The 19,689-nt window shown below is 48.9% G+C and carries 19 protein-coding genes; 14 read left to right on the top strand and 5 right to left on the bottom strand.

Annotated features, from left to right (window positions below; translation table 11 throughout):
- Position 1: 1 nt before the first annotated feature.
- The gene (locus FIT99_RS08305) at positions 2-706 is read left to right on the top strand and encodes a type 1 glutamine amidotransferase (RefSeq protein WP_140003861.1); all 705 of its coding nucleotides are present in this window, start codon (positions 2-4) and stop codon (positions 704-706) included.
- Positions 707-716: 10 nt separating this feature from the next.
- Here the strand turns inward: FIT99_RS08305 and FIT99_RS08300 are convergent, their stop codons facing one another.
- On the bottom strand, positions 717-1,589 hold the full coding sequence (locus tag FIT99_RS08300) for a lysophospholipid acyltransferase family protein (RefSeq protein ID WP_140003860.1): 873 nt from the start codon (positions 1,587-1,589) through the stop codon (positions 717-719).
- A gap of 108 nt (positions 1,590-1,697) precedes the next feature.
- Here FIT99_RS08300 and FIT99_RS08295 point away from each other — a divergent pair, with 108 nt between their 5' ends.
- The 13 genes from FIT99_RS08295 to FIT99_RS12580 all read left to right on the top strand — a co-directional run bounded on the left by FIT99_RS08295 (position 1,698) and on the right by FIT99_RS12580 (position 15,526).
- Entirely contained in the window at positions 1,698-2,477 is a 780-nt protein-coding gene (locus tag FIT99_RS08295) for a lipopolysaccharide kinase InaA family protein (protein ID WP_140003859.1), read from the top strand.
- A gap of 18 nt (positions 2,478-2,495) precedes the next feature.
- Positions 2,496-3,305 (top strand): glycosyltransferase, encoded by an 810-nt coding sequence (locus tag FIT99_RS08290; RefSeq protein WP_140003858.1) that lies wholly within the window; start codon positions 2,496-2,498, stop codon positions 3,303-3,305.
- Positions 3,302-4,177, top strand: coding sequence for a 2OG-Fe(II) oxygenase (locus FIT99_RS08285; protein WP_140003857.1), 876 nt, complete (start codon positions 3,302-3,304; stop codon positions 4,175-4,177). Before FIT99_RS08290 ends, FIT99_RS08285 begins: the two co-directional genes overlap by 4 nt.
- The gene (locus tag FIT99_RS08280; protein ID WP_140003856.1) at positions 4,177-5,643 is read left to right on the top strand and encodes a lipopolysaccharide kinase InaA family protein; all 1,467 of its coding nucleotides are present in this window, start codon (positions 4,177-4,179) and stop codon (positions 5,641-5,643) included. The genes FIT99_RS08285 and FIT99_RS08280 overlap by 1 nt, the downstream gene beginning before the upstream one ends.
- 19 nt (positions 5,644-5,662) lie before the next feature.
- Positions 5,663-7,390 carry a carbamoyltransferase family protein gene (locus FIT99_RS08275; protein WP_140003855.1) on the top strand — a complete coding sequence of 576 codons (1,728 nt, stop codon included), beginning with the start codon at positions 5,663-5,665 and terminating at the stop codon, positions 7,388-7,390.
- 246 nt (positions 7,391-7,636) lie between these two features.
- On the top strand, positions 7,637-9,451 hold the full coding sequence (gene edd, locus FIT99_RS08270; protein WP_140003854.1) for a phosphogluconate dehydratase: 1,815 nt from the start codon (positions 7,637-7,639) through the stop codon (positions 9,449-9,451).
- 98 nt (positions 9,452-9,549) lie between these two features.
- Positions 9,550-10,179, top strand: coding sequence for a bifunctional 4-hydroxy-2-oxoglutarate aldolase/2-dehydro-3-deoxy-phosphogluconate aldolase (eda, locus tag FIT99_RS08265; RefSeq protein ID WP_140003853.1), 630 nt, complete (start codon positions 9,550-9,552; stop codon positions 10,177-10,179).
- A 67-nt stretch (positions 10,180-10,246) separates the two neighbouring features.
- Positions 10,247-10,930: an HAD family hydrolase gene (locus FIT99_RS08260; protein ID WP_140003852.1), complete on the top strand. Its 684-nt coding sequence runs from the start codon at positions 10,247-10,249 to the stop codon at positions 10,928-10,930.
- A gap of 12 nt (positions 10,931-10,942) precedes the next feature.
- Positions 10,943-11,308, top strand: coding sequence for a protein kinase family protein (locus FIT99_RS08255; protein WP_140003851.1), 366 nt, complete (start codon positions 10,943-10,945; stop codon positions 11,306-11,308).
- 173 nt (positions 11,309-11,481) lie between these two features.
- A complete protein-coding gene (gene rfaP / locus FIT99_RS08250; protein ID WP_140003850.1) occupies positions 11,482-12,309 on the top strand; it encodes a lipopolysaccharide core heptose(I) kinase RfaP in 828 nt (275 codons plus the stop codon).
- A 13-nt stretch (positions 12,310-12,322) separates the two neighbouring features.
- Entirely contained in the window at positions 12,323-13,222 is a 900-nt protein-coding gene (locus FIT99_RS08245; RefSeq protein ID WP_140003849.1) for a glycosyltransferase family 2 protein, read from the top strand.
- A 129-nt stretch (positions 13,223-13,351) separates the two neighbouring features.
- The gene (locus FIT99_RS08240) at positions 13,352-14,890 is read left to right on the top strand and encodes a hypothetical protein (protein ID WP_140003848.1); all 1,539 of its coding nucleotides are present in this window, start codon (positions 13,352-13,354) and stop codon (positions 14,888-14,890) included.
- Positions 14,891-14,896: 6 nt separating this feature from the next.
- Positions 14,897-15,526: a CatB-related O-acetyltransferase gene (locus tag FIT99_RS12580; protein WP_140003847.1), complete on the top strand. Its 630-nt coding sequence runs from the start codon at positions 14,897-14,899 to the stop codon at positions 15,524-15,526.
- Between the two features lie 94 nt (positions 15,527-15,620).
- On the opposite strand, the gene waaF is transcribed toward FIT99_RS12580, so the two are convergent.
- The 4 genes from waaF to rfaD are packed head-to-tail and all read right to left on the bottom strand — an operon-like array spanning position 15,621 to position 19,666.
- Positions 15,621-16,625, bottom strand: coding sequence for a lipopolysaccharide heptosyltransferase II (waaF, locus tag FIT99_RS08230; protein WP_140003846.1), 1,005 nt, complete (start codon positions 16,623-16,625; stop codon positions 15,621-15,623).
- On the bottom strand, positions 16,622-18,094 hold the full coding sequence (gene hldE / locus FIT99_RS08225) for a bifunctional D-glycero-beta-D-manno-heptose-7-phosphate kinase/D-glycero-beta-D-manno-heptose 1-phosphate adenylyltransferase HldE (protein WP_140003845.1): 1,473 nt from the start codon (positions 18,092-18,094) through the stop codon (positions 16,622-16,624). The genes waaF and hldE overlap by 4 nt, the downstream gene beginning before the upstream one ends.
- On the bottom strand, positions 18,094-18,654 hold the full coding sequence (locus tag FIT99_RS08220) for a D-sedoheptulose-7-phosphate isomerase (protein ID WP_140003844.1): 561 nt from the start codon (positions 18,652-18,654) through the stop codon (positions 18,094-18,096). Before FIT99_RS08220 ends, hldE begins: the two co-directional genes overlap by 1 nt.
- 22 nt (positions 18,655-18,676) lie before the next feature.
- The gene (rfaD, locus tag FIT99_RS08215; protein WP_140003843.1) at positions 18,677-19,666 is read right to left on the bottom strand and encodes an ADP-glyceromanno-heptose 6-epimerase; all 990 of its coding nucleotides are present in this window, start codon (positions 19,664-19,666) and stop codon (positions 18,677-18,679) included.
- Positions 19,667-19,689 lie beyond the last annotated feature (23 nt).

Genomic DNA, 19,689 nt, shown 5'->3' with positions numbered 1-19,689 from the left:
CATGAAACCGGTGGTTATTTTCAGGCACGCTTGCTGCGAGGGTGCCGGCTATTTAGGCACTTTTTTAGCGCGGCATGCTATTCCATGGTGCGAGGTGCGTATCGACAAGGGCGAGGCGGTGCCTGAGGGCGTCGAGGCGTTTAGTGGCGTTGTCCTCATGGGCGGCCCAATGAGCGTCAATGATGATTTGCCCTGGATTCCGCCGATATTGCAGCTCATTCGTCAGTCGGTGGATCAAGATGTTCCGCTGCTCGGCCATTGCCTGGGCGGTCAATTGATCAGTAAAGCGCTGGGCGGGGTGGTCAGCAAAAATGCGGTCAAAGAAATTGGTTGGGGCGAAGTGCAGGTGGCTGACCATGCGCTAGCACGTGATTGGTTTGGGGACTTGCAAGGCTTTAATAGTTTTCACTGGCATGGTGAAACGTTCACGGTGCCTGCCGGTGCCACGCATGTCTTGTCCAGTGAACATTGCGCAAATCAGGCTTACGTGATGGGTAAACACATTGGTTTGCAATGCCATATCGAGATGACGCCGAGCATGGTGAAAGTCTGGACCGAGCAATGGAAGCACGACATCGCTGCCTCTGCTACCAGTCCTGCCGTTCAGTCCGCTGAAGTGATGCTTGCAGCGGTTGAAGCCGATTGTGCAACCCTGCATCAAGTGGCGGATAAAGTGTACAGTCGGTGGATCGAAGGGTTAGTCTAAGCCTGCGGCATTATTCATGCGGCGGTACATCAGCTGCTGTCTGTAGTTTATGTATCGCGTATCCCCGTTTTTTAAACCGGTTGTATTGCCAAAGATACTGCACTGGGCACTGCACTACCTGCTGTTCAATGGCTTGGTTTAATAAGCTGGGGCTACTGATATCTTCTACCGGCTTGAGATGAATGTGAAAGCCTGCGCCATTCGCTAGCCGCTCACCAAACGCCATCAGCACCGTCGCGCCAGTTTTGCTGGCCAACTTGCTGGCTAAGCTCATGGTGTAAGCAGGCTTGCCGAAAAAATCCGCCCATTCGCCTTCGCCCTGTCTGGGAATCTGGTCTGGCAAAATGCCGATGGCTTGCCCGGATTTCAATGCAGATAACAGTTTTCTCACCCCGGTTGCATTGGCCGGCGCCATGTCCACCTGCCCCTTTTGTCTGCCTGTCACCACCAGTTCACGCAGCCACTGCAATTTAGGCGGCCGATAAAGCACTGTCATTGGCGCGTGTTCGCCATAATAAATAGAGGTGATTTCAAAGCAACCCAGATGTGGGGTCAAAAAAATCAAGCCTTTACCAGCCCGTTGTGCTTGTGTGACATGTTCCCAGCCATGCACTTGCTTTATCAGCGGCAACAGTTTGCTGCTGGCATTGCCCCAAATATAAAAGGTTTCTAAAATGGCTTTGCCAGCCTCTAATCGACTGTTTTTGACTAACTGTTTGGCTTGTAGCGCATCGCGCGCTAAGCGACTTTGCACGATATTTGCCAGGGCGATGCGATTACTTTTTTGGTCAAAAAGGTAAGACAAGTAGCCTAACAAGACGCCGATGTTGTGTACCCAGGCTAAGGGGAGGCGGGCTATCGCTTTGCAGAAAAACAGGAGCATAAGACTATTTTATAAACGCATTCTGTTAAAATTGGTAATTGATTTGTATGTTAACAAAATGTGGATTAAAAACCCGCGCTTACGCAATTTATTTAAGCACACTATATTTTGAAACACGCCCTAACTTATTATCAAGCACCCGCTGCGCAAGCTATTTTTGAGGTGCATGGCCTAGACACTTTTGAGGCTTGGTGGCTGCGCCAGATTGATTGGTTTGAAGCGCCCAATCAGCGTCGTGGCGGTTGGAGCGGCGTCGGCAAGCTGATATTGCCTAAGGCGGATGGATCCAACTTAGTGTTATTTGTCAAAAAGCAGCAGAATCATGGTCGGCGCACTTGGCGGCATCCTTTCTCTGGTGAGCCGACTTTTAGGCGGGAATTTCACCGCTTGCAGTCCTTAGCCAGCACTGGCGTGCCTGCGCCCAAGGTGATCACATATGCAGAATCGTTGCATGGTGGTGAGCAGCGCGCCATTTTAGTCACTGAAAATCTACAAGATTTTGTCGATCTTGAGCAGTTGCTGCCGCAGGTGATCCCACAGCCGCTCAAGCAGCGCAGAGCGTTACTGCGTGACGTTGCACAGCAAATTCGTCGCTTTCATGATCTGGGTTGGGTACACCGGGCTTTATATCCCAAGCACATCTTTGTCTCTACCTTAGTACATCCGGCCCAAGTGGCCTTGATTGACCTCGAAAAAACCAGAAAAACCAGCTGTCGCTGGCGCAGAGCACAGTTCGATCTGGCTGCTTTGCATCGGCACACAGACGGCTTATCTGCACGTGATCGCCTGTATTTTTTCAAGCAATATTTGCATGCGGATGACACACATGCGTTGCGCTGGTGTGAACGCGCACTGCTAAAAAGCATTGCCAAACGTAGTAAGCGCTAATCAAGTTGAACGGATCTCATGCAACCTCTGCACCCTAAATTCAGTATTGCTATGGTCAACTACAAAACCTTGGAGTTGACCAGAACTACCCTAAATTTTCTCAAGAGCCATCTCGATAGCGGCGCGCTGGATGCCAGCCAAGTGGAGATCTGGGTGGTGGACAATGATTCGGCGGATGACAGTACCGATTATTTGCGCAGTCTTGACTGGATTCATTTGATCGAACGGCCCTCACCGGGCAAAGAGCAGGGCTTTGCGGCACATGGTGAGGGCCTCGACTTGATTCTGGCTGCTACGCAAACAGAATATTTGTTTTTGATGCATACCGATACGTTCATCTATGATGCCCAAATTTTCATTGCGTGTTTGGAACGTATGCAACGCAGGCCCGACATTGCGGCCATTGGTTGTTTGCATCAGCTCAACCGCGGACATGCGCGGCTGTTCTGGCGCGCGTTTACTGGTTTTTTCAAGTATCACAGTCGGCGGCTGAAACAATCGCTTGGTCTACCCGCAAGGCAGGCTAGACCCTATATTGAGCCCTATATTAAAAGTTTTTTTGCCTTGTGGAATGTGGGCTTGATGAAAAAAATGGGCTACCGCTTTTACATGGAGCAGCAAATTCCCGGTTATGTATTGCAAGATAAACTCTCGGCGCAAGGCTATGTGATTGAGCGGATGTCGCCAGCCAAGTTGTTTCGCTATCTGGATCACGTAGAGGCGGGCACGGTAGGGCTGGTCAGCGGTTATACTGCGCAAAACCGGCGTTTGCAGCGCAAACAAGCCATGCTCAAACAATTACAGTCACAGCAGGAATCCACTAAATGACGATGTCAGACGGCGTGTTACCGATCTCTATTGAAAACGGCTTCTCTCTAGATGCGCAACAGGCGAAGGATATTGGGAGTTTGTTATCGGCGGATTACGCCGAGGCGCAGCCTTTTCCACACATTGTCATTGACGATATTTTTCCCAGCGCTTTTACACAATTATTGTTGGATCACTTTCCGCAGGACCCGAAAGTGCATGATAAAGTTTATGAAAAGGGCTATGGCGGCACCCACAAACGCCAGATATCGCCGTATGACTGCGATGAAACCTTACGCGCGGCGTTTGCCTTATTTAATTCTGCGCCCATGTTGCAGTTTATTGAAGCGTTGACTGGGATGAAAGGCTTGCTACCCGACCCCTATTTTGCTGGCGGCGGCCTGCATGAAACCTCCGCTGGAGGTCTATTGGGCATTCATGCTGATTTTCAAGTGAATGAAGCTTTGCAGTTATATCGCCGGGTCAATATGCTGGTGTACTTGAATCAGGACTGGCAAGCCGAATATGGCGGCCATCTGGAGTTATGGGATAGAAACATGCAAGCCCGACAGCAATCTGTCGCCCCATTATTTAACCGCTGTGTCATTTTTAACACTGATGCGGACAGTTTTCATGGTCATCCCGACCCATTGACCACCCCGGATGGCATGACGCGTCGCTCTATCGCGCTGTATTATTACCAAGCATTGCCAATCCCCAATGCGCAGGGGGATTCGCGGCATACCTTGTATGTTGCTAGGCCACAAGATGATGCAGCCACCCAAGCAGAAGTTAAAAAAATGATGAAAAAACGCGATAAGCGTGCGAAGAAGTTGTTCTCTGCGCAAACAAGCGGGTGGCAACGGCTCAAGCATTGGTGGAAGTCCCGTTAATGTCGGTAGTGTCACCGACAGTATTCGCATTGGCCGATTGTGAAGTGGTCGATGCAGCTTCTGAGAGCATTGCGCTGGCAGGGCATTCGCCCCTGACTGCACTTACCGCAGTGCGGGTCTTGCCGCATCGGCGCTGGGTTTTTCGCGCGCAATGGGCAGGTCAGGCCGTCTTTGCCAAAGTATTTTTGGGCGAGCAAGCGCAAAAATACGCCGCACGGGATGCGCAAGGCGCCGGATGGCTGGCGCAAGCGAACATCGCAACGCCGGCTTTACTTTGGCAAGGCCAAACTGAGAATCAGCGCGCTTGTGTGTTGATTTATGCTGCCATTGACTCGGCCCTTGATGCAGGGAGCGGTTATCGCACTTTAGCGCCTGCTGCTCGGCTGCATTTACTCAAACAATTAGTGGTAGCATTGGCGGCACAACATGCCGCTGGCTTGATTCAGACCGATCTGCACCTGAAGAACTTTCTGCTGGCGGATGATCAAGTGTGGTCAATTGATGGCGATGGTATTCAGCGCAAAACGTTGCATAAACGACAGGCCTATCGACAACTGGCCGAACTGATTTCAAAAATAAACGTGCTAGATCAGCATGCTTGGGTAGCGTCACTGCTCGTCACTTACGAGCAAGCGCGTGGCTGGCCGGCCACACTGGCCGCCACGACCTTGTTAACGTGGGCCAAACAGATGAAAGTGCAAGAGGTTGCGCGCTATGTCTCTCACAAAATATTTCGGACCTGCAGTGATGTCACTTGGCAGCAAACCAGCCATAGTGCCCAGGCGATTAGCACTGCGGGCGGGCTTCATGTGACCGATGTGCCTGCGCTCGAAGTGGCGATGCATGTGGGCACCATCCTCAAAGCTGGCAATACCAGCACCGTGACACATACGCAGTTTCAAGACCAGTCCGTGGTGATCAAACGCTACAACATCAAGCATTGGTTGCATGCCCTGAGCCGTGCTTGGCGCCCAAGTCGGGCCGCTGCGTCTTGGCGCAATGCACATCGTCTGCAATATTACGGCATGCTGACTCCCTCGCCATTGTTAATGTTTGAACAGCGCTATGGGGGCATGCGTGGGCGAGCCTATTTCGTGTCTGCTTTTAGCCCCTGGCCCGACGCGCTGACGTTTTTTGCGCAATGCACCGACGGCAGCTTGCGCGATCAGGCCATCCATCAACTGGTGACACTGTGTTATCAGTGGTATCTGCTCAAACTGTCGCACGGCGATCTCAAAGCCAGCAATCTGCAAGTCACCGATCAGGGGCAGATTATGGTAATTGATCTGGACAGTATGCAGCAACATCGCCGCTCGCAAATGGCCGTGCGTGCGCATGCGAAAGACATTCGCCGGCTGCTACAAAATTGGAAAGCGGATACTTCCCTGTATAATGCGCTGGTAAAGTCGTTTAGCCTGATTTATCAGGACCATACGCCACTCAAACTGGCGGGCATTTCCATTTAATCATTTCGCGAGTTTCTGCATGATTGTTTTAGGTTTATCCGGTGCCTTGGGGCATGATGCCTCTGCTGCCATTCTGGTAGATGGCAAGATTGTTGCTGCTGCCGAAGAAGAACGTTTTATTCGTGACAAGCACGCTAAAAATCACTGGCCATACGAGGCAGCCAAATTCTGTCTTGCGCAGGCAGGCATCACGCCGGACCAGGTCGATATTGTGGCTTTTCCTTATGGAGAGATTCCGCTGACCTCTGCGGCACGCTGGCACTATGCCAAGCGCTACTGGTATGCGCCTGACCGGGCGTTGGATGCCATTTTTAACGGGAACCGACGTTTCCGCCGCAACCGTGACAAATCTTTAAAGTTGATGGAAGATCTGGGTCTGAATAAGGCCAGCTACGTGCCTGTTGAGCACCATCTTGCGCACGCCTCCAGCGCATATCACTTGAGCGGATTTAAAGAAAAAACAGCCATTGTCGGTATTGACGGCAAAGGCGAATATGCCACCACATTTTTTGGTTATGGTGAGCACGGCAAGATTCACAAAATAAAAGAATTCTATGACCCAGACTCTTTGGGCGGCTTGTATGGCGCGATCACAGAATTTTTAGGTTTTGAAATGCTCGATGGCGAATTTAAAGTCATGGGCATGGCGCCTTACGGCGATCCAAACAAATACGATTTAAGCCGTCTGGCAAAGTTTGAAAATGGCGAGTTGATCATCAACACCGAGTATGTGAACGTGGTCGGTTTACGTCGCTACAAAGCGCAGGGAAAAGGCTATTACTTCACGCCCAAACTCATTGAATGGTTGGGCCCCAAGCGCGAGGGTGACGAGATTGATGATCCCTACATCCATTATGCAGCCAGCGTGCAAAAGCTGCTCGAAGACCTCGCGCTGCAAATGATTGAGTATTATTTGGGCGATATTATTCGCGAGACGGGCAAAATAGCCATGGCCGGTGGTGTTGCGCTGAATGTAAAACTCAATCAACGCATTATTGCGTTGCCGCATGTGAAAGAACTCTTCGTACAACCGGCTTCTGGCGATAACGGCACCAGCCTGGGTGCAGCGACTTACGCGGCTTATTTGGCAGGTGAAACCATTCAGCCTATGCAACATGCCTATCTTGGCCCGGCTTACAGCAACGAGGCGTGTATCGCTGCATGCGAAGCACATCCAGCCAAACCGGTGTTTACGCGGGTCGAAGACGGTCCGCGTAAGGCTGCTGAACTGCTGGCTGCGGGTCATCCGCTGGCATGGTTTCAAGGGCGGATGGAGTTTGGTCCGCGCTCATTGGGCTGTCGCAGTATTTTGGGGGATCCGAGTTTTCCGGGTGTGGCCGATCGCATCAATGCGCAAATCAAATACCGCGAGCGCTGGCGGCCATTTTGCCCAAGCATGCTCGACCGGGTTGCGGCTGATATTTTGCAAACCGATCATCCTGCGCCTTACATGACGTTCACTTTTGATGTGAATCCGGCTTGGAAAGCCCGTATTCCCGAAGTGGTGCATGAGGATGGCACGGCGCGCGCGCAGGTGGTGACCAAAGCGACGAATCCACGCTATTACGCCTTGATTGAGCACCTTGAGCAATTACGTGGCAATGGCGTGGTGTTGAATACCTCACTCAATCGCCGAGGCGAGCCGATGATTTGCAGCCCAACCGATGCGTTAAACATGTTTTTTGGGTGTGATCTGGAGTATCTGATGCTTGAGGATATTTTGGTCACCAAGCCAGTCGCCGCTTAAATATAATTGCTTCAAAACGGGTGGCGTTAAACGGTATGACTTGATTTAAGTCATTGAATTATTGTTAAAAATGACTTAAACAGGTAATTCAGTTTGACGTCTTGCACCAGTTTGGCGATAATCCATGTCAGGGAGCCTGTTTGGATTCTTATATATTACGACCCTAAACTGTGACTAAATAGCAAGTTCAAAGCAGTTCTTCAGGATAGTTCATCAGGTAGTTAAAACACAGTTGAGCGATAGTCAATGAAACAATCTCACATTGAAGTAACCGAACGTATCATCGAGCGTAGCCGTCCGACCCGCAAGGCGTATTTGCAACGTATTGATGATTACCTGAACCGTGAAAAGGGCCCGGATCGCTTGGGCTGTGCCAACGTGGCACACGCTTTTGCTGCCATGCCGCAAAATGACAAGTTCAAAATTTACGCTGAAAAGCCCACCCACGTCGGTATTGTCACCGCTTACAACGAAATGTTGTCTGCGCATCAGCCTTACGTGAATTATCCCGATATTATTCGTGATGAAGCGCGCAAGCATGGCGCTACCGTGCAGGTGGCCGGCGGCGTACCCGCGATGTGCGATGGCATTACGCAGGGTGAGCCAGGCATGGAATTGAGTCTGTTCAGTCGCGATACCATTGCCATGAGTACCGCGGTGGCATTGTCGCATGACGTGTTTGATGCCGCTTTGTTGCTGGGCGTTTGTGACAAAATTGTGCCTGGCCTGTTGATCGGTGCACTCCATTTTGGTCATTTGCCTTGTGTGTTCGTGCCAGCAGGGCCGATGAGCACCGGTATTGATAACACCTCTAAGTCAAAAGTCCGCGAGAAATATGCGCAAGGGCTGTGTGATCGTGAAGAATTGCTGGCGAGTGAGTCAGCTGCTTATCACGGGGCAGGCACTTGTACATTCTATGGCACGGCCAATAGTAATCAGATGTTGCTCGAAGCGATGGGCCTGCATGTGCCTGGGGCTGCCTTTATCCATCCGCATGATGGTATGCGTGAAGATTTAACCCGCGAGGCGGTGCGTCTGGTGCTGCAAAACGCCAGAAAAGATAAGTTTGTGCCGATTGGCCGTCTGGTGGACGAACACGTGATTGTCAACGCGATGGTGGCCTTGCTGGCCACTGGCGGCTCGACCAATCACCTGATTCATTGGGTCGCGGTTGCGCGGGCAGCCGGTATTGTGATCGACTGGACGGATTTCCATTATCTGGCCAAATCCACCCCGTTGTTGGCGAGTGTTTATCCAAACGGTAAAGCCGATGTCAACGAGTTTCAAGAGGCGGGTGGCCCGGGTTTTGTGATCCGCGAACTCATTGAAGGTGGTTATATGTATCCAGATGTCTTCACTGTCAGTGGTGGTGGCATGCGTGATTATGGTAAAAAGCCTGAGAAAAAAGACGATCAACTGATCTGGTCCGATTATCCTGCCGAGAGCGGTGATGAGACGATTGTGCGCACTGCAGCGCATCCGTTCAATGAGTCGGGTGGTTTGCGTTTGTTAAAAGGCAACCTTGGCCGCAGCGTGATTAAGATTTCTGCAGTGCCTGAGGACCGCCATATCATTGAAGCGCCGGCCATTGTGTTTGATGCGCAAGAAGAGTTACTGGCGGCGTTTGATCGCGGTGAACTCGAAAGAGACTTCATTGCCGTGGTTCGTTTCCAAGGGCCAAAAGCCAACGGTATGCCTGAGTTGCACAAACTCACGCCGCCGCTTGCCGTGCTGCAAAACAAAGGGTTCCGCGTGGCCATCGTTACCGATGGCCGTATGAGTGGCGCTTCTGGCAAAATTCCTGCCGCCATTCATTTAAGCCCTGAAGCCAGCGCGGGCGGTGCGATTTCGAAAATTCGCAATGGCGATATCATTCGTCTCAACGGCACCGTTGGGCAGTTGAATGTCTTGGTGGACGAAGATACCTGGGCGGAGCGTGAAGCCGAAGCACTGAGCGATGCGAAGCGTCATCAAAACTCCCATGGTTTGGGCCGTGAGTTGTTTGGTGGCATGCGCCGCAACGTATTATCAGCCGAAGAGGGTGCAGTGACTTGGTTGTAAATTGCCTCGCAGTTTGTTCAGCGAACAATTGAAAACGCTGCACTGCTAAATCGGCACTAAAAAACAATTTTTTATTTATTTAGGTCAATATTCATCACATGAGTACATTAGAATTAGCTAAACACGGTCCCGTCATTCCGGTGATTGTTATCAACAAAGTGGAGGATGCTGTGCCAATGGCGGAAGCACTCCTTGAGGGCGGCGTCAAAGTGCTAGAAGTCACCTTACGTTCTCCAGTGGCATTGCAAGCAATGGAACAAATCGCCAAACACGTGCCAGACGCGATTTTGGGTTCTGGCACAGTGCGCAATTTGAAAGATGCCAAAGCGTCTAAAGACGTGGGTTGCCAATTTGCAGTGAGCCCTGGCTATACCAGCGAATTGGGTCGTTATGCACGCGAAATTGGTTTGCCCTTGTTGCCAGGGGTGTCTACTGGTTCAGAAATCATGATGGCCAATGCGGATGATTACTACTTTTTGAAACTGTTTCCAGCCGTTGCCGTAGGTGGAATCAATTTATTGAAAGGCTTTGCTGGTCCGTTTGCGGATGTAAAGTTCTGCCCAACAGGTGGCGTGAGTGTTGAAAGCGCACCGCAGTTTTTGGCTTTGCCAAACGTGGTGGTGTGTGGTGGCACATGGTTAACGCCAGCGGATGCAGTGGCCAATAAAGATTGGGCGCACATCACCAAGTTAGCCAAAGAGGCGTCAGCGATTGTAGCGGCTAAATAAGCAATTCGCTGCATCAAATCGTCTATAATGAAGGCTTGTAGTCATACAAGCCTTTTTTATTAAGCCTATGTCCCAGCGCCCAGACCTTTCGCCCTACAAAACCATTGTGCTTGATTGCGATGGGGTTGTTTTGAATAGTAATCAGACCAAGGTCGATGCCTATTACAATACCGCTAAACAGATGGGTGGCACTGACGCACAGGCGCAAGCCTTTGTCGATTACCACCTTAAATTAGGCAGTATCCCGCGTAACGACAAAATCCGCTATTACATCACTGAAATTATTAAACAGCCGCTCACGCCTGACTTGTTTCAGGCGTTTATGGATACGTTTACCGTCATTCTCGATGAGACTTTAATGCAGTGCGAGGTGGCGCCGGCGTTGATGGATTTAAAGCGCGAAACAGCGCAAGCCAAGTGGATGCTGATGTCTGGGGGAGATCAGGCCGAACTGCGGCAGATTCTTCCGCGCCGTGGCCTAGATAATTTGTTTGAATTGGGCATCTATGGTGGCCCCACCAAGAAGAATGCGCATTTGGCAACCATGATTGCGGACGGTACCATTGCTTTTCCAGCGTTGTTTATTGGCGACAGCCGTTTTGATCATCAAGCTTCCACCGGCGCAGGGCTTGATTTCATTTTTGTCGCCGACTGGACAGATATGGCTGACTGGAAAGCTTATTGTAAGAAACACCAAGTCACTGTGTGTCATCATCTTGAATTGCGCCCATACCTTTTCGCTTCAACCTGATTGCCTGCACTGATGAACCCTTCTATCCACGCCAATTTTCGGCTATTTCTGTTACTCACTTTTCTGCATATGTTGTGGATCACCTCGGGCTTCTTTGCCGAGGGTGTCGCGGCGGCTTTATTGACCACCTTAGTATTCTTTTGTTGTTTGATGCGGATTAAGGGGCAGGAGTTTCTCGAAGTGTCGCCCAGACAAATCGTCAAGGTGATGTTCGAGCAACACAATTATCTTATCAAATACCATCAAGTCTCAGGTTGGCTGGATATCATTAAAAACTGGATGACCTTGAAGCGGAAAGTAGTGAGTGCATTGAGAGAAATGCGCCCATTTGTTATGCCTGAAGACCACCGTAATATTATAAGGATGGAGGGTTTATGAGGGCAATGCGGCGTCGGCGTCTGAACCAAGACAAAATAATATGACTTTATTACATTCGTCGTTCTTGAAGTTTGTCGTGTATGGCTTTCATGAAAGAATGGTAAGGGTGGCTATTAATTGAGCGCTTTAGACATTTTTATGCAATTACTATCACCCATCGACGGTAACTTTACATGATTAACTTATGCTCCCAATCACCTTCATTTGTGCATCTTGAGGCGGACTTTAGGCCCAAGCTGACTCATTTTGATGAATGGATGGCCTTGCAAGGTAAGATATTTCGGTCAGTAAAAGATCGACAGACCCATCAGCTCATGCTGGATGGTCAGTCTATTTTTATCAAAAAACATTACGGCGTAGGCTGGGCTGAAATTCTCAAAAACCTATTAAGCCTCAAATGGCCCATATTAGGCGCTCGCAATGAATGGCAAGCCATCAATAAGTTAAACGAAATTGGCATTGCCACGACGCCTTTGCTGGCTTATGGCGAACGTGGCTCAAATCCTGCCCATAGACAGTCCTTTGTGGTGACACGTGACTTGGGCGACATCGTCACACTGGAAACTTTGTGTGCATCTTGGCCGATACGTCAACCGTCGCCAACTTTCAAGCGAAAGCTCATTTTAAAAGTCGCGGAGCTTGCCTATCGCTTTCATGCCAATGGCATGTGGCATCGTGATTTTTATCTCTGCCATTTCGCATTGCAAAGCAGTTCACTGCATACACAGGATCTGCGCTTACACTTAATGGACTTGCATCGCGTTGAAATTTACAATCAGCTACCTATGCGTAGGCGATTGAAAGATCTGGCAGGGCTGTATTTTTCTGCGCTGCACATTGGCCTGACTAGGCGGGATGTACTACGATTTCTTAAGGTCTACTTTCAGATGCCATTGAGGCAGGTATTGAAACAACATTCATTCTTGCAAATGGTCGCTCACCGCGCCAAACAGCTAGATAAAAAGTTCCAGCGCAAATCGCAAGCTGGCGTCGCTATGTGATTACGAATGGAGCGTGATTTTGCAGCCTGAAGTTTCTATACTCATCGTTAATTATCATACAGTGCCAGAATTGAAGCGTTGCCTTCAATCTTTGGCGGCTCAACAGAGCGTGACTCTTGAGGTAATCATTGTTGATAATTCTGTTGATAAAAACGAGCAGAATGAGCTACAGAATCTGTCTGATCGCCATGTTAAATGTCTTTTCAGTGACAAAAACTTAGGTTTTGGCCGGGCCAATAATCTAGCAGCCAGTCATGCGACTGCTGAATTATTGCTGATACTTAATCCTGATACTTATCTGCAGAGTGAGACGCTGCTGAGACGTTATATAGACCGTTTTCAGGCCGGCGGGGAGGCGATGCTCGCGCCATTATTAGTAGAGTCTGAAAAAGGTAAATTGGTGTACCCGCGCTACAGCTATCCTGCACAAAAACTGTGCAAAAAAACTGACTTTTCAATATTGGCAGGAAACGTTGCCTGGGTGTTGGGCGCATGCATGATGATGCGTCGTGATGATTACTTGCGTATTGGTGGTTTTGACAGTGATTACTTTATGTATGGTGAGGATGCTGACATATGTTGGCGTATTCGAGCTGATTTAGGCGCAGTCGGATTTGACGAAACTTTAGCCGTTCATCATGTGGGTGGCGCTAGCGAAAAACTTGCCATCAGCTTAGCGAAATGGATGCGCAAACGGCAGGGGCAGTATTTGTTTTTCAGTAAGCACTATCATGTAACCGATGTGCAACGTATAGCATTGAGGCAACGGGTACGAGCGAGCATGAAGCTTGCCATTAATGCAATATTGAATGCATGTTTAGGTCCATCTAATCAGCGCATAGATGATGATGCGCGTGCAACGGCTACAATTACAGTGACCGCTGAGATGCTTGCGCCAATGATCAAACGCTAGCCTGCAGAGAGTAGCGCAGTCTCTCTCTGATCAGAACTCTACTTCGGCTCTTGTATAATCAAAAAATTTTTAATTTTAATTATTGGCTATTGATTAGCAACCAGTAACCACTCATTTTAGCGAGTAAAAATGTATCTTTCTTTTTTCAAAGACAGAAAAAAATGTCTGCAAGCATGGCCTTATGCAACAGCCTTGATGCTTGCTGCATGGATCATTTATATCCAGCATGGATGGATCAATATTGACTCCATTTTATATTTTGAAATGGCTAGACACATCTCGATGGGCGATTGGCAGTCTGCTTACGCTGTAGAGGGTTTTAGCTGGGGGTTCTATCCTGCATTGATTGCATTGTTTCATTCCATCACAGGGTTAAGCATTCAATATGTAGCCAATCTGTTAAATGTTATATTTTTTATGCTGATAATAAAGGCTACTTTTGGTTTAGTTAAACTCGCCGGTGGGAGTAGAGAAACTCAATTGTGTGCATTTTTCTTGTTGATTGGCGCTAAATATATCGTAGGTGATATCTTGCCGATGGCCATTAGAGATATGGGCTATTGGGCGTTTATGCTTAATGCCATTACCCAGCTCATCCGTTATTTTTTGGTCGGAAAATTCAAACATGCACTCTTTTGGCAGTTGCTGGGTGGTGTTGCTATGTTATTCCGAATTGAAGGGGCGATATATTTACTCTGCATGCCCCTCATTGGTTTCTTATTCAAATCAGACGCTATCAATACCTGGCAAAAGAAATTGGCGCCGTACTCCCTAGTGCTAGGTTGTGTCATCTGTATTTATTTAGCAATTGCTATCACTCAAACAAGTACAGATTCACTTGGAAGATTAAATGAGGTCCTAAGTGGTTTCGACGACATCAAAAGTAACTTTACACATCAACTTTCAGATAGGGCTCGCATCATGGGGGAGTCTGTGATCGGTGAGCCTTTCAAGGAGTATGCATGGTTCACTTATTTGCTGTCTATTTTCGCAATTGTCAGTATTAAATCTTTGACTGTCGGTGGATATGCACCCTTGTTAGTTGTGATGATGAGTCCTAAAAATAGCTACAGGAAATTTAATCCTTTGGTTACTATTGTTTTGGTGTATTTGTTTTTGCTCACTTGGTTGGTTGGTAGTTTGATTGCACTAAAAGTCAATTTACTGTCTACAAGATATGTTGGATTGTCCGGGTTTGCGATGATTGTGATGGCGAGTTTGCCAATTGCACAATTTTTGAAATCTAAACAAACTTTTAAATCGAGATTGCTTACTGGTTTGGTAGTCGTCATTGTTGGATGGGGGCTACTTAGTGGCACCAAGTTTAAAAACGATGAATATTATTATGAGATTGATGCCGCTAATTATGTGACGAGATCTCTCAAAACCGATGAAAAGGTTCTCTACAATAACGCAAGATTGCGTTTTTATGCGCATGCACCCTATGATGGTCGAATTTATGATGAGTGGGCTTACATTCACAATCGCATAGAAGATGGTCGCTTTAGGGAATATCGTTTTATTGTGATTAGTATGCCTGATTTGGCAGATAGCAAGGATAAGTATGACTATTTAATGACACATCTTGATGGTTATGAATTAGATAAGGTTTTTGATGGCTTTAAGAAAAAAAAGCGAGTGTATGTGTTCAAAAAAATAGGGAGCTAACGAGATATGTGGTTTAAGGAACTGTTATCTGCTTATCGCGAAAATAGAAAAGTCAAAAAGCTTCTGAATAAACCCTATCGGTCGCAACAGAGATTTAAAAGGCTTTATCCTCGTTATCAGATTGGTCCACATACATATGGCACGCCATCTGTAAAAAATCCGCATCCTGCTGCCAATCTATCGATCGGCGATTATTGCTCGATAGCCAATAATGTCAAGATTTACCTGGGTGGAATACATAGAACGGACTGGGTGACTAGTTACCCTTTCTCATCATATTTTTCTGAAGCGAATGGCATTCAAGATACTTACCTGACCAAGGGAGATGTTCTTATCGGTAACGATGTCTGGATATGTGCTAATGCAGTCATTTTGTCCGGTGTAACGATAGGGGATGGCGCTGTTGTTGCTAATAGTGCGGTCGTTACTAAAGATGTACCACCTTACGCAGTGGTTGCAGGTAATCCTGCAAAAGTCATTAAGACTCGCTTTGATGAGGCAACCATACAATGGTTGCTCACGGTAAAATGGTGGTCATGGTCTGAAGATGAGGTAAAACGAGTTATACCGTTGCTTTGCAGTCATGATATTGCGGCCTTCAAAGCATATTGCGAGACTAACATTCAGTCCTCTTAAGCCCCTATTTAACCTAAAGTTGTTAGGTTGAAAAATTAATGATTCACTTTTGTCGATATTCACTCTGAAATCATCAGAAAGCGATCTCAGCAGATCATTTTGAGAGATGCAGCTTTATTTCTATCGGCAGCAATTGTTTCATACAATTCAAATGGCCCAAAGGACACACCCGCTCAAAGCAAGGGCTGCATTCGAGCCCAAGGTATTGGATGACCGCCTGCGGATGCATGGGCGGCGTATGTTTGGGATCTGAGGAGCCATAAATGGCAATCAACTTTTTATCGAGCGCTGCTGCGACATGCATGAGGCCAGAGTCGTTGCTGATCACGGTGTGACAGAGCGACATTAAATCAATCGCCTCGCCAAGTTTGGTATTGCCTGCAAGATCTAAGCATTGGTGTTGCGTGTTGTCCTGGATGCTGGCGGTGACCGGTTTGTCCTTCTCGGAGCCAAACAGCCAAACTTGCCAGCCTTGCTGTAGGGCAGCATTGGCAACTTCGGCATAATATTCTGCCGGCCAGCGTTTGGCTTCGCCATATTCAGCGCCCGGACATAGCCCCAATATGGGCTGCGCCGAATGCGCTATATTAAAGGTTGTCAATAAACGATGCGCTTGAGCGGGATCTGTGATTAATGCAGGTTGCGGTAATGAGCTGGGCAGTATCGCTTGTTTGGGTAGGCCTAGTGTGACAAAACGTTCGACGGTTTTTTTTAGTACCGTTTTATTAAGCGGGCGCATGTCGTTGACCAACCCGTAGCGCATTTCACCTTTAAAGCCAGTGCGGACCGGTATTTTTGCGGCCCATGGCAGTATCGCCGATTTAAGACTATTGGTGAGTAAAATGGCTTGGGTAAAGCCTTCGTTTGCCAATGCGCGGCCAAATTTAAAGCGTGCACGCAGTGCTAACTCCCCATGTTTAAATGGCAGGGCGATCGCGTGCGATACCTCCGGCATCCGCGCGAGCAGGGGTAAAGTCCAAGCGGGTGCTGCCACGGTAATTTGGCATTGCGGCTGTACAATTTTAAGCTGTTTGAACAGACTTTGTGCCAACACCATGTCGCCAACCCATGACGGGCCCATCACCAGTATTTTGCTCATGCGTGCATTTTTTTGATTAGATTTGTCGTACTACGACCTTCCACCAGGTCGATCAAGGCAATTTCGCCTCCCCAAGACAACACCTCTTTGCCGCCGACGACCTGCTCAGCGCTGTAGTCACTGCCTTTAGCAATCACATTGGGTTGAATGGCTTGAATCAGGGCCAGCGGCGTATCCTCGTCAAACAAAATCACTGCGTCAATCGACTCTAATGCAGCCAATACGCGCGCGCGGTCCTGCTCGTTGACCACCGGTCGGGTGGGGCCTTTGAGGGCAGACACTGAACGGTCGGTGTTTAAGCCTAAAATCAATTTATCACCGCGCTGTTTGGCGCCTTCGAGATAACTGACATGCCCGGCGTGCAACAAATCAAAGCAACCGTTTGTGAACACAATTTTTTGACCTTGCTGTTTCCAACTGGCGACTTTTTGCATTAAGGCAGGCAGGTCGCTGATTTTATGCGCTTGTTGGCTACCTTGCGCGCTGGCAATCGCATCCATCAAATCGGCTTTGGTGATGGGAACCGTGCCCACTTTGCCCACCACGACGCCCGCAGCAATATTGGCGAGAGACAAACTGTCGAGAGGGCTGAGGCCATGGATCAAGCCCGCCGCTAGGGTCGCGATGACAGTATCCCCAGCGCCTGATACATCGAACACCTGCTTGGCGGTCGCGCCGAGATGCTCGGTATTGTCAGTAATCAGTGTGATGCCTTCTTCTCCGCGTGTCACGGCCAAAAAGTCTAAGGCAAGCCCGGTTTTCAGTGCACTGGCTTTGTCGATGAGTGTGGCATCCGCAGTGTGTGTATCACAGGCTTCGGCCGTTTCTTTTTTGTTGGGCGTGAGCGCGGTTGCACCACGATACTTGTCATAGTTACGCCCTTTGGGATCAACTAGCACCGGGATGTGGTGCTCCCGACCATAATGGATGACGGATTGACACACTTGTTCTGTTAGTAGGCCTTTAGCGTAGTCAGATAAGATTACCAGTGCCGGTTGTTGTTGCAGAGCAGAAGTGATGGCCTGCATGACCTCGCGGATTTCATCGGCAGAGAGCGTGCTGGTGACTTCCTGATCCAGCCGCAGCATTTGTTGATGTCCGCCCAGAATGCGCGTTTTAGCGATGGTCGGTCGGGTCGGGGTGGTAATCATGGCATCGATATCAATGCCATACTCCGACATGGCTGCGGTTAGTCGCTGACCCTCGTGGTCGTGACCGATTAAACCGATCATGCGTGTTTGGATGCCAAGCAAGGCTAGGTTTGCGGCAACGTTGGCAGCACCGCCTGCGCGCTGTTGCTCGGATTTAATAAGCACGACCGGCACTGGCGCCTCTGGAGAAATGCGATTCACTTCTCCCATTAGGTAACGGTCCAGCATGACGTCGCCAATCACCAGTACGTGTTTTTTTTGCTCACCAAAATGGGCCACCACGGCGGCCAGCTGACTATTCAGTAAAGTGCCAGTCATTAGGATTCCAGAATTTCACACAGGCAGTGACCGATAAAAATATGCGCCTCTTGAATGCGGGCAGTCACGCCGGAAGGCACCACGATATTATGCGTGCACAAGGTATTCATTTTGCCACCGCTACCGCCGGTGAGGCCGATGGTCGTCGCGCCAATCTCATTAGCCGTTTCGATGGCACGGACCACATTGGCACTATTGCCACTGGTGGTGAGCCCGATGAGTACATCTTCAGGACGGCACAACGCCTCTACTTGACGCGCAAAAATATAGTCGTAGCCGTAGTCATTGCCTACCGATGTCAGAATAGACGTATCCGTTGTGAGTGCGATAGAGGGCAGGCCTTTGCGCTCTTTTTTAAAACGGCCAACGATTTCTGCTGCAATATGCTGGCTGTCTGCCGCACTGCCCCCATTGCCGCAAAGCAGAATCTTGCCGCCGCGCTGAATACAGTCGCGTAGCAGGTTGCCGACTTCACCGATCTGTGCAAACAGCGGTGTCAACGCCTGAAACATCGCGACGTGCGCTGCATGTTCGCCTTTGAGGTATTCAATATGGTTCATATCGCTCACAATCTTTGCGGAGTTACGCGTAAGGATCATCTTGCAGCAAGTAGTTCTGCACGTAATCTTTCACGCCTTCTTCCAATGTAGTGAAAGGTTTTTTATAGCCAGCTTGACGCAATTTCTGCATTTCTGCTTGGGTAAAGTATTGATATTTGCCTTGTAAGTCTTGCGGCATATCGATGTAGGTGATATTCGGCTCTCGCGCCATACTGGTCATGACGCTGGTCGCAAGATCTTTGAAACTGCGGGCTTGGCCAGTCCCAATATTATAAATTGCACTGGCAACTGGTTTGTTTTTGAGCGCTGCTTCAAGAAAAAAGCCCATGACATCTGCCACATCTTTGACATACACAAAGTCACGCAATTGCATGCCGTCTTCGACACCTGCCTTGGTGCCCTTGAATAAGCGCATGGTGCCGGTTTCGCTAAACTGGTTAAAGGTGTGATAGGCCACGCTGGCCATACGCTCTTTATGGTACTCATTAGGCCCATAAACATTAAAAAACTTGAAACCTGCCCAGGCCGGGGGCGTCACTTGTTTTTGGGCAACTTGCTGTAACACCCATTGATCAAAAAAGTGTTTTGAATAGCCGTAACCGTTGAGTGGCCGCAGTTGGGCAATGCTGGCATCGTCATACCCATGCTCGCCACCACCATATGTGGCCGCAGAGCTGGCGTAAAAGAACGGGACTTCATACTCGGCACACCAGGACCACAAATCCTGCGAGTAGTGCATGTTATCGGCGACCAGCTTATTGAAATCACGCTCAGTGGTGGCGCTGATCGCCCCCATGTGGATCACCGCAGTGATGTCGTCATTGTCTTCTAAAAAGTCGAATAATTGGTCTTTGTCCAGATATTCAGCATAGTGGCGATGCACCAGGTTTTGCCATTGGCTTTCATGCGTGATGCGGTCAACGATCACCAGGTCTTGCCGACCCAGTTTGTTGTTTAAATGCCAAGCCATGATAGAACCTATCATGCCTGCACCACCGGTAATAATGATCATAGCGCGCTGATTAAAACGTTAAA

The sequence above is a fragment of the Methylophilus medardicus genome (assembly GCF_006363955.1).
In the GTDB taxonomy this organism is placed as follows: Bacteria; Pseudomonadota; Gammaproteobacteria; order Burkholderiales; family Methylophilaceae; genus Methylophilus; species Methylophilus medardensis.
The sequence above is the reverse complement of the archived record's forward strand: the minus strand, read 5'-3'. Positions and strand labels throughout refer to the sequence as shown.

What these genes read in the sequence shown, in the direction of transcription:
- rfaD (WP_140003843.1), bottom strand. Translation starts at nt 19,666, where the DNA reads ATGATCATTATTACCGGTGGTGCAGGCATGATAGGTTCTATCATGGCT.
- FIT99_RS08275 (WP_140003855.1), top strand. Translation starts at nt 5,663, where the DNA reads ATGATTGTTTTAGGTTTATCCGGTGCCTTGGGGCATGATGCCTCTGCT.
- hldE (WP_140003845.1), bottom strand. Translation starts at nt 18,094, where the DNA reads ATGACTGGCACTTTACTGAATAGTCAGCTGGCCGCCGTGGTGGCCCAT.
- FIT99_RS08305 (WP_140003861.1), top strand. Translation starts at nt 2, where the DNA reads ATGAAACCGGTGGTTATTTTCAGGCACGCTTGCTGCGAGGGTGCCGGC.
- eda (WP_140003853.1), top strand. Translation starts at nt 9,550, where the DNA reads ATGAGTACATTAGAATTAGCTAAACACGGTCCCGTCATTCCGGTGATT.
- FIT99_RS08220 (WP_140003844.1), bottom strand. Translation starts at nt 18,654, where the DNA reads ATGAACCATATTGAATACCTCAAAGGCGAACATGCAGCGCACGTCGCG.
- FIT99_RS08290 (WP_140003858.1), top strand. Translation starts at nt 2,496, where the DNA reads ATGCAACCTCTGCACCCTAAATTCAGTATTGCTATGGTCAACTACAAA.
- FIT99_RS12580 (WP_140003847.1), top strand. Translation starts at nt 14,897, where the DNA reads ATGTGGTTTAAGGAACTGTTATCTGCTTATCGCGAAAATAGAAAAGTC.
- FIT99_RS08240 (WP_140003848.1), top strand. Translation starts at nt 13,352, where the DNA reads ATGTATCTTTCTTTTTTCAAAGACAGAAAAAAATGTCTGCAAGCATGG.
- edd (WP_140003854.1), top strand. Translation starts at nt 7,637, where the DNA reads ATGAAACAATCTCACATTGAAGTAACCGAACGTATCATCGAGCGTAGC.
- FIT99_RS08280 (WP_140003856.1), top strand. Translation starts at nt 4,177, where the DNA reads ATGTCGGTAGTGTCACCGACAGTATTCGCATTGGCCGATTGTGAAGTG.
- FIT99_RS08285 (WP_140003857.1), top strand. Translation starts at nt 3,302, where the DNA reads ATGACGATGTCAGACGGCGTGTTACCGATCTCTATTGAAAACGGCTTC.
- FIT99_RS08300 (WP_140003860.1), bottom strand. Translation starts at nt 1,589, where the DNA reads ATGCTCCTGTTTTTCTGCAAAGCGATAGCCCGCCTCCCCTTAGCCTGG.
- FIT99_RS08255 (WP_140003851.1), top strand. Translation starts at nt 10,943, where the DNA reads ATGAACCCTTCTATCCACGCCAATTTTCGGCTATTTCTGTTACTCACT.
- waaF (WP_140003846.1), bottom strand. Translation starts at nt 16,625, where the DNA reads ATGAGCAAAATACTGGTGATGGGCCCGTCATGGGTTGGCGACATGGTG.
- FIT99_RS08260 (WP_140003852.1), top strand. Translation starts at nt 10,247, where the DNA reads ATGTCCCAGCGCCCAGACCTTTCGCCCTACAAAACCATTGTGCTTGAT.
- rfaP (WP_140003850.1), top strand. Translation starts at nt 11,482, where the DNA reads ATGATTAACTTATGCTCCCAATCACCTTCATTTGTGCATCTTGAGGCG.